This window comes from Paraprevotella xylaniphila YIT 11841 (assembly GCF_000205165.1).
In the GTDB taxonomy this organism is placed as follows: domain Bacteria; phylum Bacteroidota; class Bacteroidia; order Bacteroidales; family Bacteroidaceae; genus Paraprevotella; species Paraprevotella xylaniphila.
The window spans coordinates 49,116-73,355 of the sequence record NZ_GL883825.1 but is presented as its reverse complement, the minus strand read 5'-3'; the positions used below and the strand labels follow the sequence as shown (position 1 = coordinate 73,355).

Here is a 24,240-nt window from a genome sequence, read left to right as displayed (position 1 = left end):
AACAGATGGAATACCAATATAATATTGCAGGGCATCTGTGCCGGATTGTTTTCTGCGATGCAGGAAATGATAGCAGTTTATTGCCTTCTTTTTCGCCTTTTGTGAGCGAAGAAGAAGGCAATCTGCTTTTCAGTCTTTCGGTAGATGATGCTTTTCGTTGGCCGGTGACGGGAGAAGAAGTCGGGCAGTTCGATTGCGGGGGCAACAACTTCGGGGTTTACCGCCTGCCGGACGGGAGTTACCAGTTTGAAATCTGCGATGATAAAAAGGACTTGTGTTGTATTTTGCAGGCTAATGCAGATTTTTCGGATTGTACGGCTGCTTTGGTGGCAGAGAGCGAGGCAGGGCGTAAGTTCGGGTTGAACAATGCCCTCATGTTGGTGTATGCCTTTGCTTCCGCGCCGTATGCCACGTTGCTGATGCATGCTTCCGTAATCCGCAATGACGGCCGGGGATATTTGTTTCTGGGCAAGAGCGGGACGGGGAAGAGTACGCATACACGGTTGTGGTTGAGCCACATCCCGGGCTCCGACCTGATGAACGATGACAATCCGGTGGTGAGAGTGGTGGAGGGGACGGTTCATGTCTACGGTTCTCCCTGGAGCGGGAAAACACCTTGTTACCGCAGGGTGTCTGCGCCGGTGGGAGCTTTTGTACAGTTGCGGCAATGCCCGGAAAACACGATACGGGAAGAAAGCGTATTGGAAAGTTTTGCCTCGCTCTTGCCGTCCGTGTCGACCATGAAATGGGACCGCCGTATTCATTCGGCGCATTGCGACACCATTTCGGACATCATCCGCCTTTCGCCGATATACCTTTTGGGATGCAGGCCGGATGAAGAAGCGGCCAGGCTGAGCTTTCATACATTGACGGGACGATGAACAAGAGGAAGAATATGGACGGAATGGCGGTACGCCGGATGGAAGTTCCTAATGCCGTGTTGTTGGGACAGGTGAAAGAAGCTATCCGTGAGGGGCATACGGTGACTATCAATGTAAAAGGTTACAGTATGCGTCCCTTTTTGGAGCATTGCAGGGATAAGGTGCGTTTGGCACCGTTCACGGATTTGAAAGTGGGAGATGCCATGTTGGCCGAAATCTCGCCGGATGTGTACGTCCTCCATCGTATCATGAATATAGATGGAGATACCGTGCGATTGATGGGAGACGGGAATTTGTCGGGCATGGAGGTTTGCCGTAAGGCAGACGTTGTAGGGATGGTCACGCACTATATCCGACGGGGCAAGACGATACCGGCATCCGACCCGCGCCTGCAACGTTACGTACGGTGGTGGAGCAAGCTTCTGCCTGTGCGCCGTTATTTGTTATACATATATAGGATTAATCTTAAATTATCAAATTGGCTAAAATGAGAATCAAGGAAGGTTTTGAACTGCGTGAGATTTGTGGGGAACATGTGATTTTGTCGCATGGGATGGACAATATCGATTTCAGCAAGATTATTTCGCTGAATGAAACAGCGGCTTTCTTGTGGAAACAAGCTGTGGGAAAAGAAGCAATCAGCGAAGATGGACTGGTATCCTCCCTGTTGGAGGCGTATGAGGTGGACGAGGAGGCGGCCCATAAGGACGTGGCGCAGGTGCTTGCCAAATGGAGAGAAATCGGTCTGTTGGCCTAATCGGACGGAGCTATGGATATAGAACAAATCAGGGCATACTGCCTCAGTAAGCCTCATGCGACGGAAGATTTCCCTTTCGATGAAACCACGTTGGTCTTCCGGGTCATGAATAAGATTTTTGCCAGTATCGGTTTGGACAATGTGGATTGGTTTTGCCTGAAGTGCGATCCGGAGTATGCCATAGAGTTGCGTGAGCATTACACGGGGATTACGGGGGCATGGCATTGGAACAAGAAATATTGGAACCAGATAGCCATTACGCATGGCGACGTGCCCGAAGCCTTGATACGCAGCCTGATAGACCATTCGTATGATGAGGTGGTAAAGAAGTTGCCCCGCAAGCTTCGTGACCAGTTGAAGGAGGAGGAATAACGGACTTATTCCTCCTTGTCGTCTTCACCTTTCAGTATGGGGAGTTGCCAATGGTATTTTACGGCCAACGTACGGATGGATATGACGATGATGGCGGAAAGGATGGCATTGACTTCGGCCTGAAGTCCCACGGAATAACCTAAGATATACGTAATACCGCCGGCAATGCAGGCCATGGCATAAATGTCTTTGCGGAAAACGAGCGGCACTTCGTTAATCAGTATGTCTCGGATGACGCCTCCGGCGGCACCTGTGACGCACCCCATGATGACGGCTGTCCAGACAGGGTATCCCATGTTCAGCGTCTTTTCCAACCCCGTGATATTGAATAGAGCCAAGCCGATGGTGTCGAAAATGAACCAGGTGCTCTTTTGCCGGATGATTTTCTTTCCGAACAATATGACGTAAAGTAGGGACAGGCCGCAACAGATGATATACACGGGATTCGTCATCCAGAACGGGGGGATGCCCAACATGATGTCACGTATCGTACCGCCTCCGACAGCCGTGGCCGTACCTACGATATATGCGCCGAACCAGTCAAATTGTTTGGCCGAAGCCAGTCGGATGCCCGAAATGGCGAATGCCATTGTACCGATAAATTCTATCACGACGAATGAAACCGGTAACCGGAGGGTCGTCCCCATCATTTGCAGGAGATGCAGGATATATTCTGTCATGGATTTACGACATTTTGCGGTTTACCTTGTAGGAATGCACGGATGTTTTCTTCACAAATGCCCATGAGCCGCAGGCGGGCTTCCCGTGTGGCCCAAGCGATATGCGGGGTAAGATAGGCATTAGGGGCTGAAAGCAGGGGATGGTCTGCCGATGGCGGTTCGGTGCTTGTCACGTCTGCACCGTATGCGGCAAGGGTGTTGTTTCTAAGGGCTTCTGCTACCGCCTCTTCATCCACTAACGGGCCGCGTCCGGTATTGATAAGGATGGCTCCCGGTGTCATGAGCGCCAAGGTGTGCGGGTTCACCAAATGGTGGGTCTCCGGGGTGAGCGGACAGTTCAGGCTGATGACATCGCATGCGGAGAACAGCTCTTCCATTGTGGACTTCCGAATGTCGGTACCCAACTGAAGAGGGCTTTTGGAGGTGCAGGCATATACTTCCATGCCGAAAGCCAAGGCTATGCGTGCGGTAGCCATGCCGGTATGCCCGAGTCCCACGATACCCATTTTCTTACCGGACAGTTCCATGAGAGGCGTGTCCCAATAGCAAAAGTCCGGATTGCGGCTCCAACGTCCCTTACGGTTTTCTTCGGCATAATGTTCCACGCGGTTGGTAATGGCCAGTAGGAGGGCGAAGACCATTTGGGCTACCGAACGGGTACTGTATGCCGGGATGTTGCAGACGGGAATCCCGTGTTTGCGGGCAGCTTCGGTATCTACCACGTTGTAGCCCGTGGCCAATATGCCGATATATTTCAGATCCGGCAAACGGTCGATGTGTTCAGCTGTGATGAGGGTCTTGTTCGTTAGCAAGATATCTGCTCCTTCGGCGTGTGCATAAAATTCTTCGGCCGAAGTCCGTGGAAACACTGTCAGTTCTCCTAATTGTGCGATAGGCTCCCAGGAAAGGTCGCCGGGGTTTAAGCCGTAGCCGTCTAATACAGTTATTTTCATAGGTTTCTGTTTTATTTTCCGTTAATCTTGAAATTCATGCGGCGGTAACCGACCAGTTTGTCGTAACGCCCTCCGTTAGGGCGATGGTATACCAAGATGATGTATTCGTTTTCCGTCTCATAAAAGTTCCCGTCCGTCCGTCCGCTGTTTCCTTGGGTGTCACCGTCCGGCACGAAGAGATAATTATAATTATAATATCCTTGTTTCAGGAGGGCGGTGGCTTCGTAGGCCTGTGTTTCCCGGTTGTATGTCATGCGGTATTCGGGGATGAAGCGGTTGTAAGTCCATTCTCCGTTCAGGTAGACTTCTCCGCCGGGCAGTTGAGGACTTTTCAAGGTGAAATGCGTGAATACATAGTCGCAAGTGGTGGCCACGTCTTCGTCGTCGCTGTTGCGGATGATAAAGGCACCGTTTTGGTCTTCGTCATACAGATAATTCCGGGCGGTTTGATTGGGATAGAGCGTGGCGTGGTAATACGGGTCGAACCATTCCATCCGGTCTACGTTCAGTGTAGGGACATGTACGTCCAGAATCTCGAATTTGTGGTATTCGTTGCCTGCCGGGAAAATCAGTTGGCGGTTGTGCGTGAATTCAATCTTATTGGCAGCCTGGATGTTGGGCTTGGGATTGACCACACAGTTATCCCACCGGCGGTTTTGCATTACTACGGTTTTCAGTTCACGATGCGGGTCGATGACTTTTACCAACCCGTAGTTGACGGAGAAATCCACTTGTTGGTGGGATTTGTTGAAGTCTATGTCCGTATTGGTACTGACGGTAGCTCCTATTCCTACGCCCGGTTCTACCAGACTGAAACAGGCCGTAAGGACGGGGACTGGTTCGTCGCCCTCGTCGTTGTAGACCGTGAGTTTATAGTTGCCGGACAACTTGAGCGAAATGTTTTCGTTCGGAATCCGTAGTGAGTAATGGGTGTAAAGCACGGTCGTATTGAAGCTTTTCTCGTAGTCTTCTATCGGTTCCCCGTTGAACCCGTTCATGTAGTCGGATTCAAAGATTTCTGTCGATGGGGACCAGTCTGCATTGCAATGTTCCACCTTATATATATAGCGGTGGTATTCGTGTGAGAACTCGTCGAAACCGATTTCCAGATGATTCCCCCCCCCCAAGTTCATGATGGGAGGCTGCAACGGGTCGTCATTTACGACGACTTGCAGGGTGTGCAGTTGACGGTCCAGGATTTCATGCCGTTGTGCAGTTGTTGCCGATGCACAACATAGCAGGCTTAAGAGTACGGTTATCTTTTTCATACTGCAAAATTACGCTTTTTTTCGGATGCCTTATCAGGTTTTTATCTTAACTTTGTCTGCAACCTTTTAAAATGATATGATGTCACATCGAATGTTAGGACTGTTCGTCGGAGGGACGATGATGTGTCCATTAAGCCTGTCGGCACTGACTTATACGAAAGAAGATTCGTTGAAAGTGGTGCAACTCCTTGATGCCGGCAAAAAACAAACGAGAGGAACAAACCTGACTTTGTTTTTTGCGGAGCAATTCATCGGGGTGCCTTACGTGGCTTCTACTCTCGAAGTAAATCCGGCCGAAGAGTTGGTTGTCAATTTACGTCAGTTGGACTGTACGACGTTGGTCGAGAATGTGGTGGCTTTGACTCTGGCCGTAAGAGAAGAGCATCCCACATTTGTTTCTTTTTGCCGGAATCTGGAAAAAATACGTTATAGCGGAGGGCAGTTGAACGGATATTCTTCCCGTAACCATTATTTTAGCGAATGGATAGCGAGTAATGAAAGGCAGGGCATCGTGAAGGAAATAAAAGGAGAAAAAAGCGAGGGTTATCGGCCTTTCATTGCCGTACAACGTCTGCGTTTGGATTATATGAGTACGCATCCAGGTGCGTATCCGATGTTGAAAGGAAAGGCAAGCGAGATAAGCCGTATCCGCAAAAATGAACAAAAGTTGGAAGGTGTTTCAGTGAGGTACGTGCCTTTGTCGCTGTTGGACAAGGGGAAAGGCGTGTTGGGGGCGATTCACGATGGAGATATTTTAGCTATCGTGACCCGAAAGAAAGGGTTGGACACATCGCATTTGGGATTGGCCGTGTGGCAGAAGGGAAGCCTTCACTTGCTCAATGCTTCCAGTATCCATAAGAAAGTGGTGTTGGAATCCATGACATTGAGCGAGTACATGAAGAAACACCCCTCCCAATTAGGAGTGCGGGTGGTACGTGTCATTTGAACAGGTCGATGTGTTTCATTTGCCGCATGATGGCCGTCTGCCGTTTCAGCATGTACCGTGACGGGTCTTTGGAACTGTATTTAAGCGGATTGGGTAATGTGGCGGCTATCAATGCACAGTTGGCACGCGTAAGTTTCTCGGCAGGACGCCCGAAATGTTGTTGTGCCACGGCTTCGGCGCCATATATGCCGTCGCCCATTTCGATGGAGTTCAGGTAGACTTCCATAATCCGTTGTTTGCTCCAACATAATTCGATTAAAGCCGTGAAGTATGCCTCCAGTCCTTTTCTGACCCAAGAGGAAGTCGGCCATAAAAACACGTTTTTGGCAGTTTGCTGACTGATGGTGCTCCCCCCGCGTCTGCGTTTCCCGGCTATACGTTCTTCCACGGCATTTTGGATTTCTATTACATCAAAACCGTGGTGCTGAAGAAACCGTTGGTCTTCGGAAGCCATGACGGCTACGGGTAAGTATTTGGACATTTCATCCAAAGGAACCCAATGGTGTTTCAATCTGATTTTTTCGCCCCGTCCGACCTGTTGTGCACAGCGGATGAACATGAGCGGGGTAACAGGTACAGGGACAAAACGGTAGAGGATAACAAAAAAGATTGTACTCCCGAAGAACGAGAGTACAATCCATTGAATCAGTTTCTGGATTTTTTTCATCTGTCTGATTAGTTGCCTGCCTGAGCTTGGGCTTCCTGAATCATTTTTTCACTGGCGTACAAATAAACTTCCACACGGCGGTTCTGCTCGCGTCCGGCAGCCGTACTGTTGTCGGCTACGGGGTCAGCTTCTCCCAAACCTTCCACCGAAGTTATCTGTGTAGACGAGACTCCGCATTGTTTCAGGTAATTGGAAACGGAATTAGCCCGTTGCAATGACAGGTCCATATTTTTTTGCACGCTTTGGGCTGCCGTGCTGTTTTTCCATCCCTGATTGTCGGTATACCCTTTAATCGCCACGTCCATGTCTTTGTTTACATTCAATACCGTGCTGGCAAATTTGGCCAATGAAGCGGTAGCATTGCTGCTTAAAGCCGAACTGCTGGTGTTGAACAAGATACCAGAGTCGAACGTTACTTTCACTGCTTGCAAGCCGTTGGCATCTGTTACGCTTTCCACTTGCGCGTTTTCCACTTGTTGCGCCGCAGCTTTGGCTTTATCCATTTTCTTTCCGATCAATGCACCTACACCAGCGCCCACGGCTACGCCTACAGCAGCACCGATACCGGCTCCTTTACCTTTATTGCTAGATGCCAAGGTTCCAATCAATGTACCCAAGGCTGCACCGCCGCCGGCACCGATCAGCGACCCCTTGCCGGTATTGTTCATGTTTCCTCCACAACTGCTTAAAAGCATACCTGCACTCAGTACGAGTGCACAAAACTTCAATCCTTTCATAGTTATAACTTTTTGAATTTTTAAATCATGAGCAAAATTAGATATTTTCTACCGAATAGCCGCATGAAAAGGAAACTTTTTGCTAATTTTGCAAACTGTTTATAGATATTGATTATGGCTAAGGAACTTAAAGATTTGACCAAAAGAAGTGAGAATTATTCTTCATGGTATAACGAATTGGTGGTGAAAGCCGATTTGGCCGAACAGTCGGACGTAAGAGGATGTATGGTGATAAAGCCTTATGGTTATGCCATTTGGGAGAAGATGCAGCGGGTATTGGATGATAAATTCAAGGAGACCGGCGTGCAAAACGCTTATTTCCCGCTGCTGATTCCTAAATCGTTTCTGAGTAAAGAGGCCGAACATGTAGAGGGATTTGCCAAGGAATGTGCCGTGGTGACGCACTATCGCTTGAAGACCAACGAGGACAAGACCGGCGTAGTGGTAGACCCGGCGGCCAAGCTCGAAGAGGAGCTGATTATCCGTCCTACTTCCGAGACTATCATTTGGAATACTTATAAAAATTGGATTCAGAGCTACCGCGACCTGCCCATCCTTTGCAACCAATGGTGCAATGTGATGCGTTGGGAAATGCGTACCCGGCTTTTCCTCCGCACGGCCGAGTTCTTATGGCAAGAAGGACATACGGCACATGCCACGCGTGAAGAAGCTGAGGAACGTGCCAAGCAGATGTTGAAAGTATATGCCGATTTTGCCGAGCAATACATGGCCGTGCCCGTCGTGCAGGGCGTGAAGAGCGAGACGGAACGTTTTGCCGGCGCTTTGGACACTTATACCATCGAAGCCATGATGCAGGACGGGAAAGCTTTGCAGAGCGGTACGTCGCATTTTTTGGGACAGAACTTCGGAAAGGCATTTAATGTGCAGTTTATCAATAAAGACAATAAGTTGGAATATGCCTGGGCTACTTCCTGGGGAGTGTCCACCCGTTTGATGGGTGCGCTCATCATGACGCATTCCGATGACAACGGTTTGGTATTGCCGCCGAAGTTGGCTCCCATTCAAGTGGTCATTGTTCCTATATATAAGAATGCGGAACAGCTGAAAGCCATCGACGAAAAAGTGGAAGGCATCGTTGCCCGTCTTCGTGCATTGGGCATTTCCGTGAAGTATGACAATGCCGACAACAAGCGTCCCGGCTTCAAGTTTGCCGATTATGAGCTGAAAGGTGTGCCGGTGCGTTTGGTCATGGGAGGGCGCGATTTGGAGAACAATACGGTAGAGGTCATGCGGCGCGACACGTTGGAAAAGGAAACCCGTACGTGCGACGGCATAGAGGACTATGTAAAGACTTTGTTAGACGAAATACAAGATAACATCTACGCCAAGGCAAAATCCTATCGTGATGCTCATATTTATGAATGTGACAATTACGAAGAATTCAAGGAGCGCGTAAAAGAAGGCGGTTTCTTCCTTTGCCATTGGGACGGCACGGCCGAAACGGAGGCAAAAATCAAAGAAGACACGCAAGCCACTATCCGTTGCGTGCCGTTTGAGTTCGAGCAGACTCCGGGTGTGGATATGGTGAGCGGGAAACCGGCCAAATGCCGTGTACTGATTGCCCGTTCGTATTAAGAGCGATATTTTTTTGTTTTCATGGTTGTTGGCGGCCACGGACTTTTTCTCAGGGGAAGTTCGTGGCCACTCTTGTTTGCGTAGGTTTAACAGGTGGTAATATTAGTTAAACGATAAGCTTTCTTCCGGAATTTTTATTGCACTCTTCATGCAAATCTCTATCTTTGCCCAGTAATTAACAATAATGTTAAACATAAATGTTATTATGAAGAAGGAAGACAATACAGAACAGGCCATTTTGCAGGCTGCTGAAAAGGAGTTTCTCGACAAAGGCTTTGCGTTGGCCAAAACAACCGATATTGCGCAGGCCGCAGGCGTGACGCATGCCATGCTACATTATTACTACCGGACGAAAGAGAAACTGTTTGAACGGATATTCCAGGAGAAGGTGCAGGTCATGTCGCGTTCCTTGTGTGCCACATTTGAGGACGGAAAGCCTTTTTTAAGGCAGTTGGAAGACTTGATTGGGACGCATTTCGATTTCATTGCAGCCAACCCGAGGCTTCCACTTTTTCTACTGAATGAAATCCACCTGAACGAGGAGCGTCGCCGTATGTATTTGCCTATCCTGTTGGAGGCTGTCGCTGAGACACGGCAGAAATTATCTTACGAAATGGAGCGTGCTTTGAAGCGTGGGGAGATACGGGCTATGGGGACGGCAGATTTGTTGTTTTCCATAGTTTCGTTGAATATCATGTCGTTTGTAGGTCTGCCGGTAGCTCGCGAGGCATTCGGCATGAGCGAAGAGGACGTGCGCTTGTTCGTGGCGCGTCGCCGGGAAGAGAACGTGGAGATGATATTAAGCAGGTTAAGAAAATGATAAAGACTATGAAACGTTTTTGGGTATGGGCCATGGGAATGTGTGCCTTGCAGGGGACGCTGAGTGCCCAGTTGACGTTGGAGGCGTGTTATCGTGCAGCGCGGGAGAACTATCCTTTGGTACGGCAGTTCGATTTGATTGAGCGTACAAAGGATTTCACCGTGGAGAATGCCACGAAAAGTTATTTTCCCCAACTGAGCTTTTCGGGAAAGGCTTCATATCAGTCGGACGTGACGAAGATGCCCTTTAGTATTCCGGGGGTAGAGTTCGGTTTGGACAAGGACCAGTATCAACTGGTATTGGAGCTGAACCAGACGATTTGGGACGGGGGAGTCGTACGTAACCGTAAAGAGGAGGCCCGGGCCAAATCCGAGGTGCAGAAGGGACAGCTAGAAGTAAACCTTTATGCCTTGGACGACCGGGTGAACCAATTATTCTTCGGCATGTTGCTCATAGATGCACAGTTGGTACAAAATACTTTGTTGCAAGCTCAGTTGGTACGTAATTACAAGCAGGTACAGGCTTGTATACAGCAAGGAGTGGCCAATCAGGCCGACCTGGATGCCGTAGCTGTAGAGCAACTGAATGCCCGACAGACAGAGAGTGAGCTACGTGTCAATCGTAAAGCGTATGCCGAGGTGTTGGGATTGCTGACCGGCCGGAAAGGGATTGATGCGGAACGGTTGGTCAAGCCGTCTGTCACTGTGGAGCCGTTGGAGGAAAACCGCAGGCCGGAATTGTCGCTTTATGAATCGCAAAGGCGGCAGTTGTCCGTACAGGAGAAAGGTTTGACAGCCCGTTATATGCCCAAGTTGGGAGTATTCGCCCAAGGAGCCTACGGCGACCCCGGGCTGAACATGCTGAAAGGAGGGTTTGAACCTTATTACATTGCCGGACTACGGTTGAGTTGGAATATCAGCGACTTGTACACGCGGAAGAACGACAAAAGGCTGTTGGCTGCAAGTCGCGATGACATCGACGTGCAGGAGGCTGTATTCCGCTTGAACAACCGGATGGAGGCGGCGCAGCATTGGCGTACGGTGGAGAAGATAGATACCTTGATGAAGAATGACGACGAGTTGATAAGGTTACGCACCAACATCCGGAAGTCGGCCGAAGCCAAGGTCGCGAACGGCACGCTCACCGTGACGGAAATGTTGCGTGAAGTGACGGCCGAAGATCAGGCCAAGCAGGCCAAGGCCCTGCATGAGATACAACGCTTGCAAGCCTTATATGATATCAAATATACGATGAATCATTAAAAGTAGAATGAATATGGACATTTGGAATAAGTTATGGCGGGGCGGGTTGGACAGTCCGGTCGCCGTAGGAAAGACGGAGTATGGATTCAAACGGGGAGCCCGGGACATTTGCGGCGCGGCCTTGTTGGGATTGTTTGCGGCGTGCAGCGGGGCAGACACGGATTTCGACGCCACAGGAATCTTCGAATCCACGGAAGTCATCGTGTCTTCCGAAGCCAACGGCAAAATCATGGCATTGAATCTGGAAGAAGGCGATGTGTTGGAGTTGGGGCAACAGGTGGGATATGTGGATTCCGTGCAACTTCACCTGAAAAAGTGCCAACTGGAAGCCCAAATGCGTTCCATCGGTAGCCGTAGGGCGGATGTGGCCAAGCAGGTAGCTGCCACTCGGGAACAGATTGCAAAGGCCGAACTGGAAAGAAAGCGCAGCCTGAACCTGTTGGCGCAGAATGCCGGTACGCAAAAGCAGGTGGACGACGTGGAGTCGCAACTGGCCGTGCTGAAAAAGCAGTTGGAAGCCCAGCTGTCTACTTTGAATCTCGGCAACCAAGGCGTGACGGAAGAAGGGGATGCCGCAGAGATACAGATACGGCAGACAGAAGACCAACTGGAGAAATGCCGTATCGTCAGTCCTATTTCCGGTACGGTGCTGACGAAGTATGCGGAACGGGGCGAAGTGACGGCTCAAGGCAAACCCTTGTTTAAAGTGGCGGACATGAAGCATGTCTTTTTGCGGGCGTATGTGGGTGGCGACCAACTCTCTGCGGTAAAATTGGGGCAGGCGGTGAAAGTCTACGCTGATTATGGAGCGGAAGACCGTAAGGAATACAAGGGAAAAATCACGTGGATATCCGGACAGGCCGAATTTACGCCTAAAACCATACAGACGCGTGACGAACGGGCGAATCTGGTGTACGCCGTGAAAATAGCCGTGGAAAACGACGGCTTTCTGAAGTTGGGCATGTATGGCGAAGTCAAATTCAACTAAGGTGTCATGGAATCCATTGTGAAGGTAGAGGGCGTGTCCAAACATTACGGCAGCGTACGGGCTTTGGACGACGTTTCTTTCGAGGTCAGACCCGGAGAAATCTTCGGACTGATAGGACCGGACGGAGCCGGGAAAAGCACGCTGTTCCGCATGTTGGCCACTTTGCTGTGTCCGGAGAGCGGGCGGATTACGGTGGACGGGCAGGACGTTGTGGGGGACTACCGCAAGTTGCGTGCTTGCGTCGGTTATATGCCGGGCCGGTTTTCCCTGTATCCCGACCTGACGGTGGAGGAGAACCTGGACTTTTTTGCCACGTTGTTCGGTACGTCTGTACGTGAGAATTACCATCTGGTGGAAGACATATACAAGCAGATCGAGCCGTTCAAGACCCGCCGCGCAGGGAAACTCTCCGGCGGAATGAAACAGAAACTGGCTTTGAGCTGTGCGTTGATTCATAAACCGGTGGTTTTGTTATTGGATGAGCCGACCACAGGGGTAGACCCTGTCTCGCGCAAGGAATTTTGGGAAATGTTGCGGCGGCTGAAGCGGGAAGGCATCACCATCATCGTCTCTACACCTTATCTCGACGAGATACGGAGTTGCGACCGTATGGCATTCCTCTACGGCGGTGCGGTCAAGGGGATAGATACCCCCACCGTCATGTTGGAACGGTTTGCCGGTATCCTGTGTCCGCCGGGCTTGCAACGCGAACCGGCCGGAGCCCAGTCGGAATGTGCCATCGAGGTGCACGATTTGGTGAAACGGTTCGGGACGTTCACGGCTGTAGACCACATCTCCTTCCGTGTGGGGAAAGGCGAAATCTTCGGTTTCCTCGGGGCGAACGGGGCAGGCAAGACCACAGCCATGCGCATGCTGTGCGGCTTGTCTTATCCCACGTCGGGCACGGGGCGCGTGGCCGGTTTCGACATCAACACCCAACAGGAAGAAATCAAGAAACATATCGGTTACATGAGCCAGAAGTTCTCGTTGTACGACGACCTGAAGGTGTGGGAAAACATTCGCCTGTTTGCCGGTATTTATGGACTCTCGGACGAGGTGATAGCCCGTCGCACGGACGAAGTGCTGCATACGTTGGGACTGGAAGCAGAGCGGAACACGATGGTCAAGTCGTTGCCCTTGGGATGGAAACAAAAGTTGGCTTTTTCTGTGGCTACTTTCCATCGTCCGGACATCGTGTTTCTCGACGAACCGACCGGAGGGGTAGACCCAAGGACACGGCGCCAGTTCTGGGAATTGATTTATCAGGCAGCCGATCAGGGTATCACCATCTTCGTCACAACGCACTATATGGACGAGGCCGAATTTTGCGGTCGAGTGTCCATCATGGTGGACGGAAAGATACGGGCATTGGATACGCCCGAAGGCTTGAAACGTACTTTCGGAGAAAAAGACATGGATGGAGTGTTTCACCGTTTGGCCCGTGAGGCCACACGTAATGCAGAAATTTGCGGGTAAGAGAGTGCAGACCGAACTTGTTCGGTGTCTGCCGAGCGTGAGTAAATTATTCAATGAAGATGAAACAGTTTTGGGCTTTTATCAAGATAGAGTTTTTCCACATTTTCCGCGACAGGCGGACGATGCTGATATTGTTGGGCATGCCGGTGTTGCAAATCATTTTGTTCGGTTTTGCCATTACTACGGAAATCAACCACAGTCGTGTGGCTGTGCTCGACCCGTCGAAAGATGCCGTCACAACGCGTATTACGGAGCGGATAGATGAAAACCGTTATTTCTCAGTCGTAAGATATTTATCATCGGCTTCTGAGATAGAGTCCGTGTTCCGGCATGACGAAGCGGACATCGTGGTGGCTTTCACGCCTGACTTTGATGAAAACTTGCGTACGGGTGAATCCGGTATACAACTGGTGGTGGATGCTACGGATCCGAATACGGGGAATATGATGTCCGGTTATGTGCAGGGCATCATTGGGCAAGCCCTGCAGGAAGGACAGCAAGCCGGATTGGAGGTGCAGACGCACCTCTTGTTCAATCCTCAGATGAAGAGTGCCTATAATTTCGTACCCGGCGTGATGGGGCTGATACTGATGCTGATTTGCGCGATGATGACTTCCATTTCCATTGTACGAGAGAAAGAGACCGGTACGATGGAAGTCCTGTTGGTGTCGCCCATCCGGCCTATTTTTATCATTCTGGCCAAGGCCGTACCCTACTTGGTACTTTCTTGCGTCAATCTGGCCACGATATTGCTGCTGTCGGTCTACGTGCTGCATGTGCCGGTGGAGGGCAGCCTCTGGACGCTGTCTTTCCTGAGCCTCCTTCTGATTGCGGTGGCTCTGTCGTTGGGATTGCTCATTTCATGTGTGGTACAAAACCAAGTGGCGGCCATGATCGTGTCGGGTATGGGACTGATGATGCCTGTCATGTTGCTTTCAGGCATGATTTTTCCCATAGAGAGCATGCCGGCTGTCCTGCAGTGGATTTCCAATATCATTCCGGCAAGGTGGTACATTCAGGCCGTGAAGAAGGTGATGATAGAAGGCTTGGGCATGGCCGCCGTATGGCATGAGGCGTTGATACTGTCCGGTATGGCGGCTTTGCTCATCGGGCTGAGCTTGAAGAAATTCAAGGAAAGGCTGGAATAATACAGACGTAAAAGAGGAAAACTTATGGTACTGAAATATTTAATAGAAAAGGAGTTCAAGCAAATGCGGAGGAATCCCATCATCCCCCGGCTCATTTTGGTGTTTCCCTGCATGATGATGATTCTGATGCCGTGGGCAGCCAATCTTGAAATCAAGTACAACAACCTAGCTGTGGTAGACTTGGACCATTCTGCCTTGTCGCGCCGTCTGGTGGAGAAAGTGGCTTCCACGGATTATTTCAATTTGGTGGAGAACGCGCCGGATTACGGCCGTGCATTGGAGAGCGTGGAGCGCGGAGAGGCGGATGTCATTCTGGAGATTCCGCGTGACTTTGCCAAATCTTTAGGCACGGGGCGCCCCGTGGAACTTCAGATTTCGGCCAATGCCATCAACGGAACCAAAGGTGGACTGGGCAGTTCTTACCTTTCTACGGTGGTAAACGATTTCGTGAATCAGGAATTGGGAGGCACGGGTATGACCCGTTTGTCCGTACTTAACTTGTATAATCCGCATCTGAATTATAAAGTGTTCATGGTACCGGCTTTGCTCATCATGATGCTGACGTTGCTTTGCGGCTTTCTTCCTGCATTGAATATCGTGAGCGAAAAAGAGGTGGGCACGATTGAACAGTTGAACGTCACGCCGCTCAACAAGTTCGTGTTCATCCTGGCTAAATTGGTGCCTTACTGGATTGTGGGGCTGGTGGTCCTGTCTATCGGCTTGGTGTTGTCCGCCGTGCTCTACGGCATTGTGCCGTCAGGCAGTTTGTGGCTGATATATTTCTTCTCGTGCATTTACATTCTTACGATGTCGGGTTTCGGGTTGGTTATTTCCAATTATTCTGCCACGATGCAGCAGGCCATGTTCGTCATGTTTTTCTTCCTGATGGTATTCATCCTGATGAGTGGCTTGTTCACCCCCGTGCGCAGCATGCCGGACTGGGCGCAGTGGATAGCGGCTTTCAATCCGTTGACCTATTTTATTCAGGTCATGCGTATGATTTTCCTGAAGGGATGCGGGCTGACCGACTTGTGGCCGCAGTTCGGCAAGATGCTGTGTTTCATGTCGGTGTTTGCCGGAGTAGCCGTGTGGAGTTATCGGAAGACAAATGCCTGATAGCCCGTGCCGGTCATCTACGGCGATAGATGACATGCCGAATGATTTACAAAAACGAGTCGTGGGAAACTTGTGGGTTTTAATTTGGTAAATCATTGTAATACAGTGAAATAAAAACGCCTTGCAGGAAATGTGTCAATCTATGCAAGGCGTTGTTTTTTTCTGCGCCAAACGATTTTTCAATCTCAGGCGAACGATTTTTCAATCTCCTGAGATTGATTTTCCGTTCTGCGGCGAACGATTCGGGCGTTGAATTTCCTTTACGGATTCTATAGCATGAGGAGATTTTCCGGCATACGGAAACCCCGCAGGAAGTCTTCTGTGCGCATCCTTTTCTTGCCCGTCAGTTGGATTTCCTTCAGGCGGAGGTAACCTCCGTCTACGGCCACTTTCAGGTAGGTCTTTCCGTCGCTGACCACTTTGCCCGCCGGTTCGTGGCACGCACACGGCTCTTTCTCCGTTTCGTATATTTTAAGGGTATAAACCTTGCCTGTGGCTTCGTCCTTCATCTCGCTCCACGCGGCAGGGTAGGGCGACAAGCCGCGTACGAAATCATACAGTTGCTTGAGCGTCTTGCCCTGCCAATCCATCCGGCACGTCTCCTTGAAGATTTTCGGTGCCGGGTGCAACGGGCCTTCCACTGCCATCGTTTCTTGCGGTATGGGGCGGACGGCATCGGCCAAGATGTGGTCTACCGTCTCCACTACCAACCGGCCGCCGAGTTCCATCAGTTTGTCGTGCACCACGCCCACATTGTCGGTGTCCGCAATCGGGATGCGCACTTGTTGGATGACCTCGCCGGTGTCGATTTCATGTTTGAGGAAGAACGTGGTGATGCCCGTTTCCGTTTCGCCGTTGATGACGGCCCAGTTGATGGGGGCGGCCCCACGGTATTGCGGCAACAACGACGCATGCAGGTTGAATGTACCCATGGGAGGCATGTTCCACACTACTTCGGGCAACATGCGGAAAGCTACCACGATTTGTAGGTCGGCACGTAGGGAGCGGAGTTCTTCCACAAAGGTTTCGTCTTTCAGCTTGACCGGTTGCAAGATACGCAGGCCGTGTTCCACAGCGTACTGTTTCACGGGGCTGGCTTGCAGTACGTCCTGGTGGCGGCCCATCGGTTTGTCCGGCATGGTGACGACACCGACCACGTTGTAACCTCCTTCTACCAAGCATTTCAGGCTCTCCACCGCGAACTCCGGTGTGCCCATATATACAATTCTCAAATCTTCTTTCTTTTTCATGTCTTTAGTTTTTAGTCGTCGGATAAGTCGGCCAGGGTCTTACGGTAAAGGGTCAGCACGTGCGACTTGCGGATGAAGCCCATGAACGTGCCTTCCGTGTCTACTACCGGGAGCGTCCAAGCCTGAGTCTTGTCTAACGTGAGCAGCACTACGTCCATGGAGTCGTCAATGTTCAGGCGAGCCACCGGCTCTTTCATCAGTTGGCCGATTTGGAAACGGTGGTACAATTCCTGCCGGAACATGATGGGGCGGACATCGTCCAGATAAATGATACCCACCAGACGGTGCTGGCGGTCCACCACCGGGAACACGTCGCGGCGCGAAGCCGAGATGGTTTTTACCAATTCGCTCAAATCCATGTCCGGATACAGGTATTCGTCGTATTTCTCGATAACCGAGTCGAGACTCATCAGCGTGAGTATGGCGCGGTCTTTATGGTGCGTGAGCAACTGGCCTTTCTTGGCCAAACGCATGGAATAGATGCTGTGGGGCTCGAAAGAAATGATGGTCAGGTAGGCACAGACGGATACGATCATCAGGGGCATGAATAGCTGATAGCCTCCGGTGAGTTCCGCGATAAGGAATATGCCTGTCAGTGGGGCGTGCATGACACCGCTCATCAGTCCCGCCATGCCGATCATGGCAAAATTCCGTTCGGGCAAGTAAATGCCCAGACAACGGTAGAAGTTCCAAAGGCGGGCGAAAATAAAGCCAGAGATACAACCCAAAAACAGGCTGGGGGCGAAAATACCGCCACAACCTCCGCCACCGTTGGTGGCCGTGGAGGCGAAGACTTTGAAGATAAGTACCAACGCCAGGTAAAGCAACAACAGGTTGCCGTGTCCGTAGAACAGCGAACTGTCCATCGCCGTGTCCCAGTCTTTCGCGCCGTTCCCGTTCAGCAGCAGGTTGATAAGGTCGTAGCCTTCTCCGTACAACGAAGGGAAAAGGTAAATAAGGACGCTCAGCGTGGCTCCGCCGATGAGGAGCTTGACGTAAGGGTTGGAATATTTGCGGAAGATGTCTTCCAGCGAGTTCATCGTGCGGGTGAAATAAAGCGATACCAGTCCGCAGAAGATGCCCAAAAGGATGTAGGCCGGTATTTTGTCTACGGCGAATCCGTTTTGCAGATGGAACTCAAAGATAGTGTTCGTACCCGATACGGCGAATGTCACTCCGGCCGCCGTCACGCATGAAATCAGCAAAGGCAGCAAAGCTCCCATCGTGAGGTCTATCATGAGGACTTCGAGGGTGAATACAAGCCCGGCAATCGGGGCTTTGAAGATGCCTGCCACGGCACCTGCCGCTCCGCAACCCACCAAAAGCATCAGGGTCTTGCTGTTGATGCGGAACAGGCGTCCGAGATTGGAGCCGATGGCCGAACCGGTGAGCACGATGGGGGCTTCTGCCCCTACGGAACCTCCGAACCCGATGGTAATGGCACTGGCTATGACGCTTGACCAGGTGTTGTGGACCTTGATTTTACTTTGTTTGCGTGCGATGGCGAAGAGAATCTTGGTGACACCATGGCTGATGTCGTCCTTTACGACATAGCGGACGAACAGTCCCGTCAGGAAAATGCCGATGACGGGATACACCAGGTAAAGGGCGTTGGAACCAGTGGCATCGAAACGGTAGGTCAGGAGGTATTGTATCTGATGGATGAGCCATTTCAGGAAGAGTCCGGCGAAAGCGGTCAGTACACCGACCACCAAACTAATTATCAGGATGAATTTCTGTTCGCTGAAATTCATCCGCCGCCAGATGAACAGGCGTTCGAAAAATGTGAAATTCCTTTTTACCGCGTTCATAGCTCCTTCCGCTTATTTCCTGATGATGGTCACTTCGCCGTCCGGACGCAATTTGATGATGCTACTGGGAGCTGCTTTTGTCTTTTCTTTCCTGCGGCTTTGCACAATGTAGTCTACCGCGTTTTTTATCTCGTCGCTGATGTCATCGAAACAAGCCGGCGAAGGCTCGCCGCTCACGTTGGCTGAGGTGGACACGACGGCTTTCTGGAAACGGTAACACAACTCTCGGCTGAATTCTTCACGGGTGACGCGTATTCCCACGCTGCCGTCTTCGGCCAACAGGTTGGGGGCCAAGTTCTTGGCCTTGTCGAAAATGATGGTGAGCGGACGGGTGGCATATTCTATCAAGTCCCAAGCCACGTTGGGCACGTCGCTTACGTAACGCTGCAACCGATGGTCGGAGTCTACCAAGCAAATGAGTGCCTTGCTGTCGTCGCGCTTCTTGATGTCGTACACACGGCGTACCGCCTCTTCGTTAGTGGCATCGCAACCGATGCCCCATATCGTGTCCGTAGGGTAGAGGATGACGCCACCCCGGCGCATGACTTCTACTGCCTGTCTGATGTCTTCTTCTCTATTCATGTCCGTTGGTTTGGTTTAAACTTTAAAATTCGCTAGTGAAATGGAATTTGATGTGCTCGAAGTCGCTCTGTGCCATCTGGAGAACGTAGTTGCTGTCGGCCAAAAAAACGTCGCGGCCTTCGCGGTCCTTGGCCATGAACTGGTACTTGCGCTTTTTGAAGGCTTCCAGCTGTGCTTCGTCATCGCTTTCTATCCAGCACGCCTTGTACAGGCTGACGGGTTCCCAACGGCATTGGGCATTGTACTCGTTCTCCAGGCGGTATTGTATCACTTCAAACTGCAACTGTCCTACCGTACCGATGATTTTCCGTCCGTTGAACTGGTTGACGAAGAGCTGTGCCACGCCCTCGTCCATCAACTGTTCGATACCCTTGTTCAGTTGCTTGGTCTTCATGGGATCGGCATTCTCGATGTATTTGAACATTTCGGGAGAGAAACTCGGCAGTCCGCGGAAATGTATCATCTCTCCTTCGGTCAGCGTGTCGCCGATCTTGAATATGCCGTTGTCCGGCAGTCCCACGATGTCGCCGGGCCAAGCCTCGTCGATGGTGCTCTTCTTTTGAGCCATGAACTGTGTGGGCGAAGAAAAGCGCAGCGTCTTGTTTTGGCGTACATGCAGGTAAGGCGCGTTGCGCACGAACTTGCCGGAACATACCTTGCAGAAGGCGATACACGAACGGTGGTTCGGGTCGATGTTGGCTGTGATTTTGAAGATGAAGCCGCTGAACTTCGGCTCTTCCGGGCGCACCATGCGTTCTTCCGCCTGTATGGGGTGTGGGCTGGGAGCTATCTTTACGAAGCAGTCCAACAACTCTTTCACACCGAAGTTATTCAAGGCCGACCCGAAAAAAACAGGTGCCACTTCGCCATTCAGGTAAGTGTTTACATCGAATGACGGATAAACCCCGTCTACCAGTTCCAGGTCCATGCGTAACTTTTCTGCATCGGCATCGCCTACGTGGTTTTCGAGTGCATCGCTGTGGATGTCCACTTCCACCTTTTCCGTTACCTTTTGCTTGTCGGGCGTGAACAGGTCGAGGCGTTGCTCGTAGATGTTGTACACTCCTTTGAAGCGCTGTCCTTGGTTGATGGGCCATGAGAGCGGGCGTACTTTAATCTGTAATTCCTGTTCCAACTCGTCCAAGAGGTCGAAGGGGTCTTTTCCCTCACGGTCCATCTTGTTGATGAAGATGATGACCGGCGTTTTGCGCATACGGCATACCGTCATCAGTTTCCGGGTCTGCGCCTCCACGCCTTTTGCACTGTCTACGACAATGATGGCGCTGTCTACCGCTGTCAGCGTTCGGAATGTATCTTCTGCAAAGTCTTGGTGTCCCGGGGTGTCCAAGATGTTCACCTTATAATCCCCGTAATCGAACTCCATGACAGAGGTCGTGACCGAGATACCGCGTTGTTTTTCGATTTCCATCCAGTCGCTGGTGGCTGTTTTCTTGATTTTGTTGTTCTTGACTGCTCCGGCCACTTGGATTTGCCCGCCGAAGAGCAATAATTTTTCGGTGAGTGTGGTCTTTCCGGCGTCCGGATGGGAAATAATGGCAAAAGTCCTTCTTCTTTCTATTTCATTCATACGTCTCGATGCGTCGGTTTAATTCTGTTCTAATTTCTGTATACACTCGGCCAGCGAGTCTTCCCAATAGGGAATGTCGATGTGGTAAGTCTCTTTGATTTTGGTTTTGTCGAGTACGGAATAGTGGGGCCGTGCCGCCGGTGCGGGATATTCTTCCGTATGGAGCGGGCGCACCTTGCAGGTGGTGATGCCGGCTATGCGGTGGATGGCTTTGGTAAAGTCGTACCATGAGATAGCTCCCTCGTTGCTGAAATGGTAAATTCCGGGAACGAAATCTTGTGTCAGTACGGCAAAGATGGCCACCGCCAGGTCGCGTGCGTAAGTCGGCGTGCCGATTTGGTCGAAGATGACCCCGAGACTCTCTTTTTCCCGGCCTAACCGCAACATGGTCTTGACGAAGTTGTTGCCGAAAGTGGAGTAGAGCCATGCCGTGCGGATGATGACCGATTCAGGGCAGTTCCGCATGACGGCTTCTTCTCCTGCCAGCTTGGTGCGGCCGTATACCGTAGCCGGGCATGTCGGTTCTTCCTCGCGGTAGGGGATGTGTGTAGTTCCGTCGAACACGTAGTCCGTAGAAACCTGTATCATGCAGCCGCCTTGTTCATGTACTGCTTTAGCCAAATATCCCGGAGCAATGTGGTTCAGTATGTTACAGAAAGCTTCGTCTGCTTCGGCTTTGTCCACAGCCGTATAAGCCGCACAATTCACGACGCAGTCAATGCCGTTCGTCTTGACGAATGACTTTACGGCATTTTCGTCGGTGATGTCCAACTCTTTCACGTCTGTGAAAAAATAATTGAACTCCGGATACCCGGTAGCCAAAAGCTGCATTTCATTGCCCAATTGGCCGTTGCAACCTGTTACTAAAATATTTTTCATATCATTTGTTTCCTTTTGTTCATTCAAATTTCAATTCGCCTGCTTTATCTTGTTTATAATAGTCGGACAGCATGGCCAAAAGTTTGGTGATGTCGGCCACGGCCTTGGCGGTCTCGTCGCTTATCGGTTTGTGTTGCAGGCGGAGCAACATCACGCCGTAGAGGGCATCGAAACAGTTTTCCAATTCCGGTATGTCCTTTTTGTCGCCCTTATTGCGAAGTTCCACAATGTAAGGGAGTGCCTTGTAATAAGCAGACGTATAGAACGGGAACTTGGAAGATTGCAAAAGTTGGTTGTGCAAATCGGTGAGCCACAGGATGATGTTCCGGTTGATTTGCAGGTGGCCACCCTCCTGTATGCCTTCTTCCTTCATCATGCGGATGAGATGGCTGTACCATTCTTCCATTTCTTTTTCCGTTTCCTCCGTGGCTCTGAACTGTGCCAGATAGTTCTGTTTGAGTTCATCCGGATCCAAGTGGTGGGCACGGAGAATATCTTCCACCTGCCACATATAAAGCAGGTATTCGGCAATGTTTTTTTCTTTCAGTTGTTGGGCTATATACATATATTTATAACGATAAACCGGTCAGCGTGACGGCAAGCCCCACGATAGAGGCCACAATGACAACCACTCCTATGAGCCTGTTCAGCAAATAGATGCCTTTGACATCGAAACGGCTGCGCACTTTGTCTATGAAATAAGTCAAGACGAACCACCATATCATGGCTCCGACGAACACGGACAAGTAACCTAAGGATTGCTGTACCACGTGGTCAGGGACGACAAAGGTGAAACGGGCGAACAACGCCACGAACAGAAAGATGATGAGTGGGTTGGAAAACGTGACCAGAAAACCGGTCACCATATTGTGTATAAGCGTGCCTTTACGGGGAGAAGTCGGGCGGATGGATTTCGCCGGATTGCAACGGTAAGTGTACCATCCGAAAAAGAAGAGCATGATGCTGCCCGCCATCTGCAGGTAGAACATGTTGTCTTTGTTTTCAATGAAGTCTACCACGAAACTCATTCCGAATCCCGTTATCAAAGCATATATGATGTCGCTGAAAGCTGCTCCGATTCCTGTGACGAAACCATACCAACGCCCCTTGTTCAGTGTACGTTGGATGCAAAGCACTCCGACAGGTCCCATGGGAGCGGATGCCACCACGCCGATGAGCAATCCCTTTATGATTAAATCTAATGTACTAACCGGTTCAAACCACATAATAGGTGCAAAATTGGCATTTTTTCATGAGACTATAAAGAAAAGTCCGTTCTTTTTTTATTTTTCGTGAAAAAGAGTTTTTTTCTTTTCGCGGTTACATCTGTTTTTCTTAACTTTGAAAACTGTTATAATTAACTTTTATGTATTTTATATGGCTATGGAAAATAAACCTTATGTAATAGGGCTTGATTTAGGGGGAACTAATTCGGTTTTCGGCATTGTGAATGCGGAAGGAAGCGTGGTGACTTCAACGTCTATCCGGACGAAAGGACAGAACGATTTGGATGTTTATATGGACAGTGCTTGTGCGGCTTTGGCTCCGATGATAGAACAGGTGGGCGGTATCCAGAACATCAAGGGGATGGGAATCGGTGCGCCTAATGGTAACTATTACACCGGTAATATCGAACTGGCGCCCAACTTGCCGTGGAAAGGAATCGTCCCGTTTGCGAAGAAATTCAGTGACCGGTTGGGGATTCCCGTGGTATTGACAAACGATGCCAATGCTGCGGCTATCGGCGAGATGACTTACGGGGTAGCTCAAGGGATGAAGAACTTCATCATGATTACCTTGGGTACCGGCGTGGGCAGCGGTATTGTGGTCAACAGTGAGTTGGTCTACGGTTGCGACGGGTTTGCCGGAGAGTTGGGGCATGTGATCGTGGATACCACTCCGGAAGCCCGCTTATGCGGTTGCGGTCGTAAAGGGTGTTTGGAGACTTATTGTTCGGCCACGGGCGTGGCTCGGACGGCTCGTGAGTTTCTCGCCAAGCGTACGGACGACACGGAGTTGCGTAAAATCCCGTTGGAGGAGATTACGTCGAAAGATGTATCCATCGCAGCCGAGCACGGCGACCAACTTGCACGCGATGTATATAAGTTTACCGGTGAATTGTTGGGACGCTCTTGTGCCAATTTTACCGCCTTCTGTAGCCCGGAGGCATACGTGTTTTTCGGTGGGCTGACAAAAGCCGGTAATCTGATTATGGACCCTATAAAAGAGGCATACGATGCCAATGTGCAGAACATTTTCAAAGGAAAGGCCAAGATGTTGATTTCCCAAATGGATGATGCACAAGCGGCTGTGGTAGGTGCTGCGGCATTGGCTTGGAAAATTTAGTGACAGCTATAGATATGAGGTTGTGACGAAAGAGTATGTTTTGTATTTGTAGCCTAAGTCCTAGCTGCAGCAAAAAAGTTGGTGGCAGAATGGGGTTAGATGCGGGAATGATATTAC

Annotated in this window: 25 protein-coding genes; 13 read left to right on the top strand and 12 right to left on the bottom strand. The window is 50.6% G+C overall.

The window, feature by feature from the left end; translation table 11 throughout:
* The first annotated feature begins 5 nt into the window (after nt 1–5).
* From HMPREF9442_RS03430 to HMPREF9442_RS03415, 4 genes are read left to right on the top strand one after another with little or no spacing between them, the layout of a single operon-like run.
* Nucleotides 6–881 (top strand): hypothetical protein, encoded by an 876-nt coding sequence (locus tag HMPREF9442_RS03430; protein ID WP_008625402.1) that lies wholly within the window; start codon nt 6–8, stop codon nt 879–881.
* A complete protein-coding gene (locus HMPREF9442_RS03425) occupies nt 878–1,372 on the top strand; it encodes a hypothetical protein (protein WP_008625400.1) in 495 nt (164 codons plus the stop codon). Before HMPREF9442_RS03430 ends, HMPREF9442_RS03425 begins: the two co-directional genes overlap by 4 nt.
* A complete protein-coding gene (locus tag HMPREF9442_RS03420) occupies nt 1,369–1,638 on the top strand; it encodes a PqqD family protein (protein ID WP_008625389.1) in 270 nt (89 codons plus the stop codon). Before HMPREF9442_RS03425 ends, HMPREF9442_RS03420 begins: the two co-directional genes overlap by 4 nt.
* A gap of 12 nt (nt 1,639–1,650) precedes the next feature.
* Complete coding sequence (locus HMPREF9442_RS03415) at nt 1,651–2,010, top strand: MmcQ/YjbR family DNA-binding protein (protein ID WP_008625375.1); 360 nt, start codon at nt 1,651–1,653, stop codon at nt 2,008–2,010.
* Nucleotides 2,011–2,015: 5 nt separating this feature from the next.
* Here HMPREF9442_RS03415 and HMPREF9442_RS03410 read toward each other — a convergent pair whose 3' ends face one another.
* Genes HMPREF9442_RS03410 through HMPREF9442_RS03400 form a run of 3 tightly spaced genes read right to left on the bottom strand, consistent with a single transcriptional unit; the run spans nt 2,016 to nt 4,911 of the window.
* Nucleotides 2,016–2,657 (bottom strand): trimeric intracellular cation channel family protein, encoded by a 642-nt coding sequence (locus HMPREF9442_RS03410; RefSeq protein WP_172634384.1) that lies wholly within the window; start codon nt 2,655–2,657, stop codon nt 2,016–2,018.
* A 29-nt stretch (nt 2,658–2,686) separates the two neighbouring features.
* Nucleotides 2,687–3,643, bottom strand: coding sequence for a D-2-hydroxyacid dehydrogenase (locus HMPREF9442_RS03405; RefSeq protein WP_008625373.1), 957 nt, complete (start codon nt 3,641–3,643; stop codon nt 2,687–2,689).
* Nucleotides 3,644–3,654: 11 nt separating this feature from the next.
* Nucleotides 3,655–4,911, bottom strand: coding sequence for a type IX secretion system plug protein (locus tag HMPREF9442_RS03400; RefSeq protein WP_008625372.1), 1,257 nt, complete (start codon nt 4,909–4,911; stop codon nt 3,655–3,657).
* A gap of 76 nt (nt 4,912–4,987) precedes the next feature.
* Here HMPREF9442_RS03400 and HMPREF9442_RS03395 point away from each other — a divergent pair, with 76 nt between their 5' ends.
* The gene (locus HMPREF9442_RS03395; protein WP_253271005.1) at nt 4,988–5,857 is read left to right on the top strand and encodes an N-acetylmuramoyl-L-alanine amidase-like domain-containing protein; all 870 of its coding nucleotides are present in this window, start codon (nt 4,988–4,990) and stop codon (nt 5,855–5,857) included.
* On the opposite strand, the gene mtgA is transcribed toward HMPREF9442_RS03395, so the two are convergent.
* Complete coding sequence (gene mtgA, locus HMPREF9442_RS03390; RefSeq protein ID WP_008625370.1) at nt 5,850–6,524, bottom strand: monofunctional biosynthetic peptidoglycan transglycosylase; 675 nt, start codon at nt 6,522–6,524, stop codon at nt 5,850–5,852. The genes HMPREF9442_RS03395 and mtgA overlap by 8 nt on opposite strands.
* 8 nt (nt 6,525–6,532) lie before the next feature.
* Nucleotides 6,533–7,261 carry an OmpA family protein gene (locus HMPREF9442_RS03385; RefSeq protein WP_008625369.1) on the bottom strand — a complete coding sequence of 243 codons (729 nt, stop codon included), beginning with the start codon at nt 7,259–7,261 and terminating at the stop codon, nt 6,533–6,535.
* 114 nt (nt 7,262–7,375) lie between these two features.
* Between HMPREF9442_RS03385 and proS the strand changes: the two genes are divergently transcribed.
* The 7 genes from proS to HMPREF9442_RS03350 all read left to right on the top strand — a co-directional run bounded on the left by proS (nt 7,376) and on the right by HMPREF9442_RS03350 (nt 15,667).
* Nucleotides 7,376–8,857, top strand: a complete 1,482-nt coding sequence (gene proS / locus HMPREF9442_RS03380) for a proline--tRNA ligase (protein ID WP_008625368.1) — start codon at nt 7,376–7,378, stop codon at nt 8,855–8,857.
* A 205-nt stretch (nt 8,858–9,062) separates the two neighbouring features.
* The gene (locus tag HMPREF9442_RS03375; RefSeq protein WP_040602564.1) at nt 9,063–9,677 is read left to right on the top strand and encodes a TetR/AcrR family transcriptional regulator; all 615 of its coding nucleotides are present in this window, start codon (nt 9,063–9,065) and stop codon (nt 9,675–9,677) included.
* A gap of 8 nt (nt 9,678–9,685) precedes the next feature.
* Entirely contained in the window at nt 9,686–10,939 is a 1,254-nt protein-coding gene (locus HMPREF9442_RS03370) for a TolC family protein (protein ID WP_040602573.1), read from the top strand.
* A gap of 7 nt (nt 10,940–10,946) precedes the next feature.
* Nucleotides 10,947–11,927, top strand: a complete 981-nt coding sequence (locus tag HMPREF9442_RS03365) for an HlyD family secretion protein (RefSeq protein WP_008625362.1) — start codon at nt 10,947–10,949, stop codon at nt 11,925–11,927.
* 6 nt (nt 11,928–11,933) lie between these two features.
* Complete coding sequence (locus HMPREF9442_RS03360; RefSeq protein WP_008625360.1) at nt 11,934–13,403, top strand: ATP-binding cassette domain-containing protein; 1,470 nt, start codon at nt 11,934–11,936, stop codon at nt 13,401–13,403.
* A 59-nt stretch (nt 13,404–13,462) separates the two neighbouring features.
* Complete coding sequence (locus HMPREF9442_RS03355) at nt 13,463–14,551, top strand: ABC transporter permease (RefSeq protein WP_040602572.1); 1,089 nt, start codon at nt 13,463–13,465, stop codon at nt 14,549–14,551.
* 24 nt (nt 14,552–14,575) lie between these two features.
* On the top strand, nt 14,576–15,667 hold the full coding sequence (locus tag HMPREF9442_RS03350) for an ABC transporter permease (RefSeq protein WP_008625357.1): 1,092 nt from the start codon (nt 14,576–14,578) through the stop codon (nt 15,665–15,667).
* A gap of 269 nt (nt 15,668–15,936) precedes the next feature.
* Here the strand turns inward: HMPREF9442_RS03350 and fmt are convergent, their stop codons facing one another.
* The 7 genes from fmt to HMPREF9442_RS03315 are packed head-to-tail and all read right to left on the bottom strand — an operon-like array spanning nt 15,937 to nt 23,003.
* Nucleotides 15,937–16,917, bottom strand: coding sequence for a methionyl-tRNA formyltransferase (gene fmt / locus HMPREF9442_RS03345; protein WP_008625353.1), 981 nt, complete (start codon nt 16,915–16,917; stop codon nt 15,937–15,939).
* 11 nt (nt 16,918–16,928) lie between these two features.
* Nucleotides 16,929–18,728 carry a chloride channel protein gene (locus tag HMPREF9442_RS03340; RefSeq protein ID WP_008625352.1) on the bottom strand — a complete coding sequence of 600 codons (1,800 nt, stop codon included), beginning with the start codon at nt 18,726–18,728 and terminating at the stop codon, nt 16,929–16,931.
* 12 nt (nt 18,729–18,740) lie between these two features.
* Nucleotides 18,741–19,310 carry an L-threonylcarbamoyladenylate synthase gene (locus tag HMPREF9442_RS03335; RefSeq protein ID WP_008625350.1) on the bottom strand — a complete coding sequence of 190 codons (570 nt, stop codon included), beginning with the start codon at nt 19,308–19,310 and terminating at the stop codon, nt 18,741–18,743.
* A gap of 22 nt (nt 19,311–19,332) precedes the next feature.
* Complete coding sequence (locus HMPREF9442_RS03330) at nt 19,333–20,898, bottom strand: peptide chain release factor 3 (protein ID WP_008625348.1); 1,566 nt, start codon at nt 20,896–20,898, stop codon at nt 19,333–19,335.
* Between the two features lie 18 nt (nt 20,899–20,916).
* Nucleotides 20,917–21,777 (bottom strand): dTDP-4-dehydrorhamnose reductase, encoded by an 861-nt coding sequence (gene rfbD / locus HMPREF9442_RS03325; RefSeq protein ID WP_172634382.1) that lies wholly within the window; start codon nt 21,775–21,777, stop codon nt 20,917–20,919.
* Between the two features lie 19 nt (nt 21,778–21,796).
* The gene (locus HMPREF9442_RS03320) at nt 21,797–22,342 is read right to left on the bottom strand and encodes a DUF4924 family protein (RefSeq protein WP_008625344.1); all 546 of its coding nucleotides are present in this window, start codon (nt 22,340–22,342) and stop codon (nt 21,797–21,799) included.
* Nucleotides 22,343–22,346: 4 nt separating this feature from the next.
* Complete coding sequence (locus tag HMPREF9442_RS03315; RefSeq protein ID WP_008625341.1) at nt 22,347–23,003, bottom strand: LysE family translocator; 657 nt, start codon at nt 23,001–23,003, stop codon at nt 22,347–22,349.
* Nucleotides 23,004–23,154: 151 nt separating this feature from the next.
* Between HMPREF9442_RS03315 and HMPREF9442_RS03310 the strand changes: the two genes are divergently transcribed.
* Nucleotides 23,155–24,123 carry an ROK family protein gene (locus tag HMPREF9442_RS03310; protein ID WP_008625340.1) on the top strand — a complete coding sequence of 323 codons (969 nt, stop codon included), beginning with the start codon at nt 23,155–23,157 and terminating at the stop codon, nt 24,121–24,123.
* Nucleotides 24,124–24,240 lie beyond the last annotated feature (117 nt).